The sequence below is a fragment of the Cytophagales bacterium genome (assembly GCA_033344775.1).
Lineage (GTDB): Bacteria > Bacteroidota > Bacteroidia > Cytophagales > Cyclobacteriaceae > JAWPMT01.
Map to the genome: position 1 here is coordinate 1355173 of JAWPMT010000004.1, position 13193 is coordinate 1368365.

At 43.2% G+C, this 13193-nt stretch carries 15 protein-coding genes and 4 tRNA genes; 6 read left to right on the forward strand and 13 right to left on the reverse strand.

Annotated features, from left to right (window positions below):
• Window positions 1–4: 4 nt before the first annotated feature.
• The 5 genes from R8G66_14615 to R8G66_14635 all read right to left on the reverse strand — a co-directional run bounded on the left by R8G66_14615 (window position 5) and on the right by R8G66_14635 (window position 1850).
• A tRNA-Trp gene (locus R8G66_14615) sits at window positions 5–77 on the reverse strand.
• A gap of 101 nt (window positions 78–178) precedes the next feature.
• Window positions 179–1366 carry an elongation factor Tu gene (tuf, locus tag R8G66_14620; GenBank protein MDW3193605.1) on the reverse strand — a complete coding sequence of 396 codons (1188 nt, stop codon included), beginning with the start codon at window positions 1364–1366 and terminating at the stop codon, window positions 179–181.
• Window positions 1367–1440: 74 nt separating this feature from the next.
• Window positions 1441–1512: transfer RNA gene (locus R8G66_14625), tRNA-Thr, on the reverse strand.
• Between the two features lie 114 nt (window positions 1513–1626).
• A tRNA-Gly gene (locus tag R8G66_14630) sits at window positions 1627–1699 on the reverse strand.
• A gap of 68 nt (window positions 1700–1767) precedes the next feature.
• Window positions 1768–1850, reverse strand: a tRNA-Tyr gene (locus tag R8G66_14635).
• Window positions 1851–1966: 116 nt separating this feature from the next.
• Here R8G66_14635 and R8G66_14640 point away from each other — a divergent pair.
• The 3 genes from R8G66_14640 to frr all read left to right on the forward strand — a co-directional run bounded on the left by R8G66_14640 (window position 1967) and on the right by frr (window position 3827).
• Entirely contained in the window at window positions 1967–2491 is a 525-nt protein-coding gene (locus R8G66_14640; GenBank protein MDW3193606.1) for an acetyl-CoA carboxylase biotin carboxyl carrier protein subunit, read from the forward strand.
• Window positions 2492–2558: 67 nt separating this feature from the next.
• Complete coding sequence (gene pyrH / locus R8G66_14645; GenBank protein ID MDW3193607.1) at window positions 2559–3263, forward strand: UMP kinase; 705 nt, start codon at window positions 2559–2561, stop codon at window positions 3261–3263.
• A 3-nt stretch (window positions 3264–3266) separates the two neighbouring features.
• Entirely contained in the window at window positions 3267–3827 is a 561-nt protein-coding gene (gene frr / locus R8G66_14650; GenBank protein MDW3193608.1) for a ribosome recycling factor, read from the forward strand.
• A 79-nt stretch (window positions 3828–3906) separates the two neighbouring features.
• Here the strand turns inward: frr and R8G66_14655 are convergent, their stop codons facing one another.
• From R8G66_14655 to R8G66_14675, 5 genes are all read right to left on the reverse strand, one after another.
• Entirely contained in the window at window positions 3907–4518 is a 612-nt protein-coding gene (locus tag R8G66_14655; protein ID MDW3193609.1) for an FISUMP domain-containing protein, read from the reverse strand.
• Between the two features lie 149 nt (window positions 4519–4667).
• Entirely contained in the window at window positions 4668–5243 is a 576-nt protein-coding gene (gene nadD / locus R8G66_14660; protein MDW3193610.1) for a nicotinate (nicotinamide) nucleotide adenylyltransferase, read from the reverse strand.
• A gap of 2 nt (window positions 5244–5245) precedes the next feature.
• Window positions 5246–5812, reverse strand: a complete 567-nt coding sequence (gmk, locus tag R8G66_14665) for a guanylate kinase (GenBank protein MDW3193611.1) — start codon at window positions 5810–5812, stop codon at window positions 5246–5248.
• A 55-nt stretch (window positions 5813–5867) separates the two neighbouring features.
• Window positions 5868–6137 carry an anti-sigma factor gene (locus tag R8G66_14670; protein ID MDW3193612.1) on the reverse strand — a complete coding sequence of 90 codons (270 nt, stop codon included), beginning with the start codon at window positions 6135–6137 and terminating at the stop codon, window positions 5868–5870.
• An 11-nt stretch (window positions 6138–6148) separates the two neighbouring features.
• Window positions 6149–6769 (reverse strand): sigma-70 family RNA polymerase sigma factor, encoded by a 621-nt coding sequence (locus R8G66_14675; protein MDW3193613.1) that lies wholly within the window; start codon window positions 6767–6769, stop codon window positions 6149–6151.
• Between the two features lie 137 nt (window positions 6770–6906).
• On the opposite strand from R8G66_14675, the gene R8G66_14680 reads away from it, so the two are divergent.
• Together R8G66_14680 and R8G66_14685 are read left to right on the forward strand one after the other, a co-directional pair.
• Window positions 6907–8508 carry a capsule assembly Wzi family protein gene (locus tag R8G66_14680; protein MDW3193614.1) on the forward strand — a complete coding sequence of 534 codons (1602 nt, stop codon included), beginning with the start codon at window positions 6907–6909 and terminating at the stop codon, window positions 8506–8508.
• A 2-nt stretch (window positions 8509–8510) separates the two neighbouring features.
• The gene (locus R8G66_14685; protein MDW3193615.1) at window positions 8511–9563 is read left to right on the forward strand and encodes a glycosyltransferase; all 1053 of its coding nucleotides are present in this window, start codon (window positions 8511–8513) and stop codon (window positions 9561–9563) included.
• 163 nt (window positions 9564–9726) lie between these two features.
• Here R8G66_14685 and R8G66_14690 read toward each other — a convergent pair whose 3' ends face one another.
• The 3 genes from R8G66_14690 to R8G66_14700 form a co-directional block, all read right to left on the reverse strand.
• On the reverse strand, window positions 9727–10569 hold the full coding sequence (locus R8G66_14690; GenBank protein ID MDW3193616.1) for a GT-D fold domain-containing glycosyltransferase: 843 nt from the start codon (window positions 10567–10569) through the stop codon (window positions 9727–9729).
• Window positions 10570–10673: 104 nt separating this feature from the next.
• A complete protein-coding gene (ahcY, locus tag R8G66_14695; protein MDW3193617.1) occupies window positions 10674–11981 on the reverse strand; it encodes an adenosylhomocysteinase in 1308 nt (435 codons plus the stop codon).
• 38 nt (window positions 11982–12019) lie between these two features.
• Complete coding sequence (locus tag R8G66_14700; protein ID MDW3193618.1) at window positions 12020–12778, reverse strand: biotin--[acetyl-CoA-carboxylase] ligase; 759 nt, start codon at window positions 12776–12778, stop codon at window positions 12020–12022.
• A gap of 40 nt (window positions 12779–12818) precedes the next feature.
• Here R8G66_14700 and rsfS point away from each other — a divergent pair, with 40 nt between their 5' ends.
• Window positions 12819–13193, forward strand: a complete 375-nt coding sequence (gene rsfS / locus R8G66_14705) for a ribosome silencing factor (GenBank protein MDW3193619.1) — start codon at window positions 12819–12821, stop codon at window positions 13191–13193.

The following is a 13193-nucleotide window of genomic DNA, read 5'->3' on the forward strand; positions in this document are numbered from 1 at the left end:
AATGCACGGGAGGAGGGACTCGAACCCCCAACCAACGGTTTTGGAGACCGCTACTCTACCAATTGAGCTACACCCGTAAAACAGCGCCCCAAAAGGGCTGCAAATTTAGAAAAAAATAACTTCAAAACAACAAAAACGCTCGAAGAAAATCTCCGAGCGTCATTGTGTTATTTATTTCTTAGTCAAGAATCTCGGTAACCTGACCAGAACCTACGGTTCTACCACCCTCTCTGATCGCAAATCGCAATCCTTTTTCAAGGGCTACAGGGTTGATCAACTTCACTTCAATTGTGACGTTATCACCAGGCATTACCATCTCAATAGTATCAGGAAGAACAATCTCTCCAGTTACGTCAGTTGTTCTCAAGTAGAACTGAGGACGGTATTTATTGAAAAATGGAGTATGACGTCCACCTTCTTCTTTTGAAAGCACATAAACCTCTGCTTTGAAGTGAGCGTGAGGAGTTACTGAACCAGGCTTACAGATAATCATACCTCTTCTGATCTCAGACTTCTCAATACCTCTCAACAACAGACCTACGTTATCGCCTGCTTCACCTCTGTCCAAAATCTTTCTGAACATCTCAACACCAGTTACAGTAGACTTAAGATCTTCTGCTCCCATACCGATGATGTCAACAGCGTCTCCAGAGTTGATTACACCTCTTTCGATTCTACCAGTTGCAACAGTACCTCGACCAGTGATAGAGAATACGTCTTCAACAGGCATTAAGAAGTCTTTGTCGATCAATCGCTCAGGAAGAGGAATGTACTCATCCACAGCATTCATCAATTCTTCTACTTTAGTTACCCACTCAGCTTCGCCGTTCAATGCGCCAAGAGCAGAACCCTGAATAACAGGAATGTCATCACCTGGGAAATCGTAATCAGAAAGCAATTCTCTGATTTCCATTTCAACAAGTTCCAAAAGCTCTTCGTCATCAACAAGGTCAACTTTGTTCATGAATACTACAAGTGCAGGTACACCTACCTGACGAGAAAGCAGGATGTGCTCTCTAGTTTGAGGCATAGGACCGTCAGTCGCAGCTACAACGATGATCGCACCGTCCATTTGCGCCGCTCCAGTAACCATATTCTTCACATAATCCGCGTGACCAGGACAATCTACGTGAGCGTAGTGTCTAGCGTCAGTTTGGTACTCAATGTGAGAAGTGTTAATGGTGATACCTCTTTCTTTTTCTTCCGGAGCATTATCAATCGCAGAGAAGTCTTTTTGCTCTGCAAGGCCTTTGCCCGCAAGTACTGAAGAAATAGCAGCAGTCAACGTAGTTTTTCCGTGATCTACGTGACCAATAGTACCGATATTTACGTGTGGTTTGGAACGATCAAAGGTTTCTTTTGCCATATTTGATAATCCTCGGTTTTTAAATTAGTCTATTATAATCTTAAATAATTCTTTTCTAATAGCGTTCTATTGAGAGCCAACGACGGGAATTGAACCCGTGACCTCTTCCTTACCAAGGAAGCGCTCTACCCCTGAGCTACGTCGGCTTGCAGGAATCGCCTCCTCTTATTCAATAGGAATAAAGAAAGATGGCATTGACCTGACAGAACAGATCAAGGAGGCAAAAATTCGGGAACCATGAAAGTCCTGAACGAAAATTGAGCGGGTGACCAGGTTCGAACCGGCGACCTACAGCTTGGAAGGCTGTCGCTCTACCAACTGAGCTACACCCGCTTTTTACTTTACGAACAGGTGTCAGCTCCTTGTCAGAGCAACACCCTCATCATTACTTCCTCAATACGTGGGGGGAGCAGGATTCGAACCTACGAAGACATAAGTCAGCAGATTTACAGTCTGCCCCAGTTGGCCGCTTTGGTATCCCCCCAAAGAACTCTCTTTTCCACATGTGCGAAAAAGGGATTGCAAAATTATATGGATTTTTATTTTAATCAAATTTTGAATCCATTACTGATTAAAAAGTTCAATAAATATTTTTGATCTTTGTCCGAGCTACTCAATAATATTGATCCAAACATGTCTTATTCCTATACCATCAACGAAAAAAATTATACCGTCGATCTTCAGGCAAAAAATGCCAAAATCTTCGAATCTGATCAATCTGTGGAGTTATTGTCTCTCGAAGGCAATCATGCGGTGGTCTCAAACGGGAATCAAACCTTCGAAATATGGGTAGTCGAAGAACAACCCGGCTACCGAATATTAAATATTGATGGTGTTGAAATAAAAATTGAAAAACGTGAAAGATTGGCCGATCTATTTGAAAAAATCGGCTATCAGGAAGATGCCAAGAGCAGTATTTCAGAAATTAAGGCACCAATGCCCGGAACAATTGTGGATATCCTGGTGAAAGAAGGACAAGATATCGAAGCGAATGATCCTATATTAATATTGGAAGCCATGAAAATGGAAAACATCATTAGAGCTACTTCGGCAGCAACTGTTACTGAGATTGTGGCTACACCTGGAAGTGTGGTCCAAAAGAATGACACTTTGATCAAATTCTGATTTTACAAAAAGGCATAGTGCCAACTAATTATATATTTGTGGCCGAGATTTTCCTCCTTAGTTCTGTATGAAATATAAAAGACTACTACTGAAGCTTAGCGGCGAGGCCTTGATGGGCGATCAGCAATTTGGAATTGACCCGAATCGGCTGGAACAATATTCACAGGAAATCAAAAAAGTCCACGATAAAGGAGTAGAACTTGCCATCGTTATCGGAGGTGGCAATATATTTAGAGGGGTTCAGGCCGAAAGTGCCGGGATCGACCGGGTACAGGGTGACTACATGGGCATGCTGGCCACCGTAATAAATGCCATGGCACTACAAAGCTCGCTGGAAAAAAACGGCATGTATACACGGTTAATGAGTGGTATTGAAATGGAAAAGGTTTGCGAACCTTTCATTCGCAGAAGAGCCATCAGACACCTGGAGAAAGGTCGGATCGTCATCTTTGGTGCGGGATTGGGTAATCCTTACTTCACGACAGACTCGACAGCAAGTTTGAGAGCCATAGAAATAGAAGCAGAAGTGGTACTGAAAGGTACACGCGTCGATGGTGTATATACTGCAGACCCGGAAAAAGATCCGAAGGCCACAAAATATGATAACATTTCTTTCGACGAAGTATACCAGAAAGAATTGAACGTGATGGACATGACGGCTTTTACGCTTTGCAAGGAAAATGATCTGCCCATCATCATTTTCGATATGAATCGCCCTGGCAATCTGGATCGACTGATTGAGGGTGAGAAAATTGGTACATTAATCAAATAAGCAATGGAAGAAATAGATTTTTATCTGGAACATGCTCAGGAATCCATGGATAAGTCCGTGTCTCACATGGTCGTAGAATTAGGAAAGATCCGGGCAGGTAAGGCAAGTCCAAATATGCTGGACAGCTTATCCGTTGATTATTACGGTAATTCTACCCCGATCAACCAGGTAGCCACGGTCAACACGCCTGACGCAAGGACCATTTCCATCAAGCCCTGGGAAAAGAACATGATCCAGGAAATTGAAAAAGCGATCATCAACAGTGATTTAGGATTCAACCCTCAGAACGATGGCGAACTGATCCGGATCAATATCCCTGCTTTGACAGAGGAAAGACGCAAAGCACTGGTAAAGCAGGCTAAGGCAGAAGCGGAAAATGGCAAAATCAGTGTTCGAAACGCTCGAAAGGACACCAATGACTCCTTGAAGAAGTTATTAAAAGATGGAGCTTCCGAAGATATGATCAAAGACGCTGAAGATGAAGTGCAAAAGATGACGGATGCACATGTCAAGAAAATAGATGATATTCTATCTCAGAAGGAAGAAGATATCATGACGATCTAATGCTGAATAAGATTTAATGCACCTTCTACGTAAAGGTTTTAGAACTCCGTGCTCATCAAAAGACACGGAGTTTTTTATTTTAATCCGCGTGGAATTTGACGCAGCGACTGCTCAGTCGGTGATAATCTCCGATCACTTCATGGAAGATTTCCCCAGAATCTTTCTCGAGCGTAATGATCCCTGCGGCCTCCCCTCCTTTTCTTTCAGAGTCCCACCAGTTGCCACTGATCGTAATGTCTTTGAAAATATGGCCAGGTTCGCCAAAGCCTCCGTACAGCATGTGCATGTTGCTTCCGCCGCCCTCTATGAGGACTTCTCCTGCATGATGTCTGCCCCCAAAATGATCGAATAAATGCACCCATTCATCGATGGTAGGTAAATGCCATCCTTCCGGACAACCCGCTATGGCCTCTTTGTAGTTGTACAGCCGACCAAATTTTTCACAATACGCAGGCTCATCATTGTAGCAATAAGAACCCTTGACATTATAATTCAGGTTTTCAGCAAACCAGGTTCGCTCAACGAATACTCCACCACCTTTGTCAAGCTTGAAACTGATGGTCTTGTAGGTTTGACCATCCCTGGAGTCTGTGAATGTCCCGTCCGTAAAAGTGTACTCAGCCTGGCTAAATGATTGAAAAGACAACATCAATCCCGTTAAAACCAGCGATAATTTCTTGAAGGCGTTCATATATCTTAATCGGTGAATTTTCAAAAAAGTCAAAGGATTCGGTTCAAACCCTCAACAATTGCCCGTAAAATTAGATAAATGATAGGTATTCACCGTTTTTTAGTGACGATGACTGCTAATTGTCTACCTCACGGGTGTCGTTGGTTTGATCAATCTAAAAACAGTTTTCGGCCTTCGATGATCTCCAGTACCGGATCTGTGACCAGATATTTCGGGGATCCCCCCTTGCTAACCAACTTGCGAATTAATGTGGCAGAAATATTGATCTGTGGCGCGTCGATCCATTTTACTTTTTCATGATCCTTCAATTCCGAAGGTTTGCTATTGATCCGCGGATATACCACTAACCCATAGTTCTCGAGGATCATATGCGCGTTTTTCCACTTTGGAAAACTTGCGAGGTTGTCCTCTCCGATGATCAGATGAAATTTGTGTTGGGGATATTTTTCGGATAATCGCACCAGGGTGTCGATGGTATAACTGGGCCTGGGCATGTTGAATTCAATATCGGAAGCCTGAAAATGGTATTGATCATGAATCGCTGCACGTACCATATCGATGCGATCAAATTCGTGCAGTAGGTTCTTGTTCGCTTTGAATGGATTCTGAGGAGAGACAATAAACCAAACCTGATCCAGGTCTGTCGTTTGGTAAGCAACATTGGCAATCACCAAATGTCCAACGTGTATGGGATTGAATGAGCCAAAAAACAAACCAATTTCCATGGCTATCGAATAAAGGTGATCACTTCTCTTTCTGCTTGTTGTTTGGCCTGATCCAGGTCGTCGTTGATCAATACAAAATCGAAACGATCTTGATAGCTCATTTCAATGGCAGCCTTTTTGACACGCCGGTCCAGGCTTTCTTCTGTTTCTGATCCGCGCTTTTTTAGTCTGCCACGCAGTACCTCAAGATCCCGGACTTTCACAAAAACGGCCATGGCTTGCCCTCCTAGCTCTTTTTTCAGGTTCAACCCACCTTCTACATCCACATCGAACACGACATGCTTTCCTGCATTCCAGATCCTATCCAGTTCCGATCTCAGCGTACCGTAATAGGTGCCTTCATACACTTCCTCCCATTCGAGGAACTGGCCGGAATCAATTCGCTGACGAAAATCCTCGGCATCAAGAAAGTAATAGTCTTTTCCGTGTTGTTCGCCTTCGCGCGGCGCCCGTGTAGTGGCAGAAATGGAGAAATCCAGTTCCGAAGTGATCGACATCAGGTGTCTGACAATCGTCGTTTTGCCTGCACCAGAAGGTGCTGAAAAGATCAAAGCCTTGCCTTCGCTCATAGCCATTATCAAAGTGAATGGAAGGGAATCCCTTCCATTCAAATTTTTAAGGCCGCTAAGCTAAGGATTTTATCTTAGTCTTGATGAGATCTACAAGCTCCGATGGCACTTCTTTGTGCGCTATTTTGCTTTTCAGCGTTTCACGGAGTTGTTTTTCCAGTTCCAATTGCTTGAAACATGGCGAACATTCTTCAATGTGATCGGATATATATTGTTCTTCTTGCTGATTAGCTTCGTTATCGAGCATTAAATTGACCAGACTCAGAAATTTTTCACATTCAGACGAATCCTTGCATTCTGATCTCCCTTCCTTATTTTCTTCCATTATCTAACTAATCAATTATTACCAAATCCCATTGAAGAGGCGTACGTATTCAGCTTTTCCTTCAGGAGGTTTCGCGCCCGGTGTAACCTGGAGCGTACTGTTCCTATAGGAATGTCCAATATCTTCGCCATTTCCTCGTAGGTAAACCCTTCAAGGTCACAAAGGATGATCACAGTTCGAAAATCTATGGCCAATGAATTCAGTGCATTCGTCACTTCATCACCGATCATATCTTTCACCGTATCTACCCGAAGGTCTACCGTTCTGGTATCGTCAACATCATCTGAGTTGTAGAAGTTCTCTACTTCCTGATAATCGACCTTAGAAGGTTCTTTTCCTTTCTTCCTGAACTCATTGATGAAGCTATTTTTCAAGATCCGGTACAACCAGGCCTTGGCATTGGTCCCTCGCTGAAAGCTGTTGATAAATCGATAAGCCTTCAAGTAAGTGTCCTGTACCAGGTCTTTGCTGTCGTCATCATCAAATGAGAGCCTGTAGGCAAAATTGTACATCGAGTCGATGTGAGGCATGAATTCGTTGTTAAAGATTTCAAGCCGCTCCTTTTCGGAGTATGTATATTTCGTACCACGCTCTTCCTCTCCATCGGAAAGCGTCGCTTGTGTGTCTACCATATCTAGTACCTGCATTTCTTCCTCTCTTTTCAAAATACATGTTGATACATGATTGTACGAGAAGTGCGCTTAATAGTTCCTTAAGTAAGGTCGTAGCAATTACATTAGGTAAGTTTGCCACCGCTAAGATACCACGTATGAAAACAATTAAATTTTTCCTGTTTGTACTCACTTGTTTCAGCGGGTTCGCTGTTCAAGCTCAGGATTCCTTGAAACTCATGGTCGAAACCATGGGGGCTGCTTCTGTTATCGATAAAGCATTACCTCACTGGATGGCCTTCAATAGATACGGTTTTTTGCCTACGGGTGAAAGCAGTGCCTACTCCAGACTGGAAATCAAACGACCTTTTTCCATCGGTGAAAATTTTAAGGTCTCTACAGAGTTTGATGGGATCGCCAATACAAGCGATGTATTCATACACGAAGCATATGTCAATCTGCAATGGAAAAACTGGTCCTTGCAAATGGGCCTCAATGAAATCAACAACCAGTACTTCCCAGACGATCTGTCTACCGGGCATATGTTTGCCAGCAGGAATGCACGCACGATCCCCAAAGTGACTTTAGGTGTGCTGGAATATTCGGATGTTCCCTGGACAAAAGGCTATTTACAATACCGCGGTGCACTTTCACAAGGTATTCTCGAAAGTGATCGACCTGTCTCCAATGCACTTTACCATGAAAAGTATGCAAGTATCCGCACCCGAAAGCTTCCTATCAATTTTCACATCGGATTCATGCACAATGCGCTTTTTGGAGGAGAATTCAACGGTGAAAAGCAATCCACCAAATATTTGGAAGTTTTCCTGGGCCAACGTTCTTCCACATCTAATGTGAACGGGGATTCAATTAATGCTGCCGGAGCACACTTTGGCATTTTCGACTATGGGTTAAGCCTTGAAACAACAGAAGCAGACTTTGACTTCTATTATCATCAACCTTGGACAGATGGCTCGAGTATAAAGGATTGGTCGGCGAGTAATAAAGATTACATGCTGGGAATTCGGGTTAGGCTAAAAAACCAGCAATGGCTTACGGAGATTCTTTATGAAAACATCAATACAATCCATCAAAGTGGACCGGGACTGCCCGATCCCATCATCAACGATGTAGGCTACAATTTTGGAGAGTTACAAGCGATTGAGAATTACGATCAGTTCATCATCGACGAGTTAGGTCAAGATGCGCTAGACCGCAATCCACCGCAAGGAGATAACCTGACTTTTGATGAATTTCTCGATATTATAAGATTCGAAACCAACAACAACCTTGAGTATGGCGGCCGGGACTCCTACTACAATAATCGTGGATTTCCCAGAGGCAATACTTATCAGGGATTTACCATTGGCAATCCGCTGTTCCTGACCTCTGACCGACTATTCGAATTGAATGGTATTCGAGCATTCGATGCAGAGTTTATTGTGAATAATCGAATTCAGGCACAACACATCGGCTTCAAAGGAAAAATTGTGCCTCTGGACCTTGATTACAAAATGCTGATCACTTTCACTAGAAATGAAGGCACCTACGCAGGGTTTTATGGCGGTTTTATCGGTAGCTGGAACAGAGATCGAACTTATTTCTTTCGCAATGGCATCAATGCTCAATACCTCTACCTTGAGTTGAAAAAAGACATGGAAAAGCTTCCGTTGACCTGGACAGGAGCGGTAGGATTTGACCAACGTGGTTTCGGAAACTTCCTGGCATTCATGGGTGGTCTTCAATACCGCATCCGATAACCATGCGGGTATTGCATGTCAATAGTGAACTGTCCTGGCGTGGGGGTGAAAGGCAAGTAGAATTGCTAACCAACTACGGTGCTAAGGATGTAGACTCCATCATTGCATGCGATCAGAGGGGGCAATTAAACCGACACCTGGAGGGTACTCATGAAGTAGTAGACCTGTCCATTAAGAATGGATTTGATTTCAAAGCGGCACTTCGTTTGAAAAAACTGGCGCGACAAGCGGACCTGATCCATTGTCATACGCCAAAGGCTCAATCCATTGCCATACTGGCTAAACTACTAGGCTGTAATAGGCCGGTCATTTGTACCAAGCGAACTTCATTTCCGATTGGCAGTAACTTTTTTTCCAAATTCAAATACCGAAAAACCGATCAGGTGGTTTGTGTCTCTCAAGCTTCAGCCAATGTCTTACAAAAACAACTTCCTGATATAAATATTAAGGTCATTCACAGTGCCATTGAAAAACCAGAACCTGTCGTACCCATTGAGCTAGACCAACTCATTCCTGAAACGAGGGACAGAAAAGTCATTGGTTATGTAGCTGCGGTAACGGAGGAGAAGAACCCTGAGGTATTCTTAGAGACAGCCAGGGCAGTACTTGCCAAATACAAAAATTGTTGTTTTCTATGGATTGGTGATGGCGAGCTAAAAGAGACCGTACAAGCTCAAATTAATCTGTTAGGACTTTCAAGTAGGGTCTTTCTCCCAGGATTTCAAGCCAACATACAATCCTGGATTACAGCGCTTGACGTACTCTTTTTCCCGTCGTTATCGGAAGGGTTTCCTACTACCCTATTGCAAGCCATGCAAGTAGGTGTTCCGGTAATCGCGAGTGATTTACCAAGCATTCGAGAGATCGTAACTGATGGGGAAACGGGATTACTGAGTGACGCAAAGAATGAAGAAGAGTTTACCCACAAAATCATGGAAGTGGTATCAAATGATGATTTAAGGAATAAGCTGAAAGCTAATGCGCTTGATTCTGTAACTCATTTTTATGTAGAAGAAATGGTTCAGAAGTATGTGAAGTTGTATGGGAAACTGTAACGGTCAACGAATTCCGAATGATAAGACTGGGAAGCGCGTGAAAGAGATACCCTAACCGCGTGTCCGTTATTTTGCTGACTCTTAAAGAAATATATGTCATCAAAAACGGTATGATGTGCTTATTTAACCCTTCTATCGCTAAACGAAAGAACACATTGAGGTTTCACAACTTCCCTCTCAATCCTTTCCAGACCCTGCGGACTTTGTAGTAGGCTTCCCGGTAGGCGTACGCTGTTCTAAAAGGCAAGGAAGTCCTGCGATGCTCCGGAACCAATACATCATTGATTTTGTGCCCTTTGAGTTTGATCCATTTTCTGGTTCTGCGTCCATCCACCCAATCGATCAGCGCACCAATGTCCAAGCTATTGCCTTCATAGCCCATTTCCCATAGTCGTTTGTTGAGGATCTTGCCGGCAGCACCGGCGGTAGGTAAGACCAGATCTACTTTATCCAGTTTACTCAATACTGCAGGCACCCATTCATCAAACTTACCAAAAGCATTTCTTAAAGGTGTCTGCACATATTCATCAATGGGTCCGAAAAGTTGTTCCGCTACTTCTTTCTTCACCCCTCCGACAAAAAGCTTCTTTTTCGGCCGAATATGCGTTTCAAAAAATTCTATGAAAGCATCAGGTTGAAAAATGGCGTAATAGGGTAAGGTAAAGTGGTGCTCAAATTCCCAGACTTTATCGGGACTGAATTTGTCTGACAAAAAAGCAGCCATGTCGTCATTGTCCGGATACCAGGTAAACAGCCCTGCTTCCATGCCCGGATCCAGATTGTAATTGACACACATGGCCTTGAGATAGCCAGGCTCCTCAATCAAAATTGAATCCGTTAATTCCTGTGTGAGTTTGGGATCGTATTGATGATTGTAAATGCCTTCTCCTCTAAGCAGATACACATCTCCGTCCCCATATCGGGTATAAAAAGTCCGCTCTCCCGTTGCTAAAGCTGTATTGAGACGATCAAAAGATTCAAAAGCAGATCGGGTGTGAATAGGCATTACCCCAAAATTAGCCACTGATCAACGTGACAGAACGTGGAATTAATGAAAGAACTAATAAAACCCGGACGATAACATCAATCCGGGTCTTACAAAAAAATGATTTAATATCTGTAATACTCAGGTTTGAAAGGACCTTTCACAGTCACTCCAATGTAATCTGCCTGATCTTCAGAAAGTGTTTCTAATTCAACACCGATCTTATTCAAGTGCAATGCAGCTACTTTTTCATCCAGGTGCTTAGGCAGCATGTAAACTGCGTTATCGTAATTGTCAGCATTTTGCCACAACTCCAATTGCGCCAACGTCTGGTTGGTGAAAGAATTGGACATAACAAATGAAGGGTGTCCGGTAGCTACACCAAGATTCACCAGTCTTCCTTCTGCCAATACGATCAAATCTTTACCGTCAATCGTGTACATGTCAACCTGAGGCTTCACTTCCACTTTAGAAGCGCCGTGATTACTGTTCAACCAGGCCATGTCGATCTCATTGTCGAAGTGACCGATATTACAAACGATCGCTTTGTCCTTCAGCGCTTCGAAGTGCTCCGCCCGGATAATGTCTTTATTTCCTGTAGCAGTTACTACAATGTCAGCTCTTGGGATCGCATTAGACATCTTTTTTACTTCGAATCCGTCCATTGCTGCCTGAAGTGCACAGATAGGATCGATCTCCGTGACGATCACACGAACACCCGCACCTCTTAAAGAAGCAGCAGATCCTTTTCCTACGTCACCGTATCCTGCAACAACAGCGACCTTACCTGCAAGCATCAGATCTGTCCCTCGTCGGATTGCATCTACCAACGACTCTTTACATCCATACTTGTTATCAAACTTCGATTTGGTCACAGAATCATTCACATTGATCGCAGGCATGGGCAAAGTTCCATTTTTCATGCGCTCATACAATCGGTGAACACCAGTAGTCGTCTCTTCAGAAAGTCCTTTGATGTCCTTTACCAATTCAGGGTACTGGTCCAGCACCATATTGGTCAGGTCTCCCCCATCATCAAGGATCATATTCAAGGGTTTTCCACCTTCAAAAGCAAACAAAGTCTGCTCGATACACCAATCGAATTCCTCTTCGTTCATTCCTTTCCAGGCATAAACAGGAACACCGGATTTTGCAATGGCAGCAGCAGCATGATCCTGAGTAGAGAATATATTACAAGAAGACCAGGTCACTTCTGCGCCAAGAGCAGTCAGTGTCTCGATCAATACAGCAGTCTGAATGGTCATGTGCAAACAACCTGCGATTCTGGCACCGGCCAATGGCTTTGAATCGCCATACTCCTCTCTAAGTGCCATTAAGCCAGGCATTTCTGCCTCAGCCAATTTGATTTCTTTTCTTCCCCAATCTGCCTGGGCAATATCCTTAACCTTGAATTTTTCTATTACTTCTGACATTGTCGTTTGAATTAGGCCGCAAACTTAATCAATTGCTTTCACGAAATAAATTTGATCTCTTTAATATCGAACATCAACGCCTGCCCATTTGAGGTAACCTGAAGACGACCTTGCTCGTCAATACCGGTAATTACACCCAGAAACCGTTGATTTTCAGCTTCAAATTCATGTTCTTCTCCCAACCACCTTAATCGTTGATAGTAATTTGAATGAATGAAATTAAATCCTTCTTGTAACGCATAGAGTTGTTTTTCAAGTTGTAGTAAGACTTCCTCTAACAATTCATCTTTCTGCACATCAATCTGTTGCGCTAACAAAGAGGTCGCTGCAGGATGGACAAAGTCCATCTGTCTTACATTAAGTCCCATACCCAACACCACAAAATCAACTTTACTACCAGCAAGACTTGATTCAACAAGGATACCTGCCAGTTTTTTATCGTTCAGGTACAGATCGTTCGGCCACTTCACCTGCAGGCCAGCCTGAGGGCTTGAAAGGGCTTCAATGGCATTGACGGTGGCCACTGCCATACACAACCCAATATAAAATTGCGACCTGGGTTCGAGAAACTGTGGTCGTAATAAGACAGAAAACAACAAATTTGCTCCAGGCTCACTTTCCCAATGATTTCCTCGCTGCCCTTTACCTAAAGTCTGGTAGTCAGTTATGACAATTGTTCCTTCTTCTACCTTACCCATTCTCGCATAGTCCATCAATAAATCGTTGGTAGAATGACATTCTGGCAGACTTATTACATTTTTCCCCAGGAACGCAGTTTTGGCAAAGAATTTATGCACTATAATTTTAGTAATTTTAAGCTCGAAAATAAGTTAGTGAATGACAAATCTGGTTGAGGAAGAAATTAATTCAAAAAAGCTTTGTGACTTAGTGGTCGAGGGGATGGCAGAAATGAAGGCTTCCGATATCGTGGTTATGGACCTAAAAAATGTCAAGCATGCGGTTTCCGATTACTTTGTCATTTGTTCAGGAACATCAGACACTCAAATTGACGCAATTTCTGACTCCATCGAAAAGCACGTACGCGAGCAATCCAAACAAAAGCCGTGGAAGAAAGAAGGACAGCAGAACCGAGAGTGGATTTTGATTGATTATGTAGATGTGGTTGCACATGTATTCAGTCAGGATAAACGAACTTTTTATGCGATTGAAGAACTTTGGGGCGATGCTATGATCACCCCGGTAGAAGTTTGA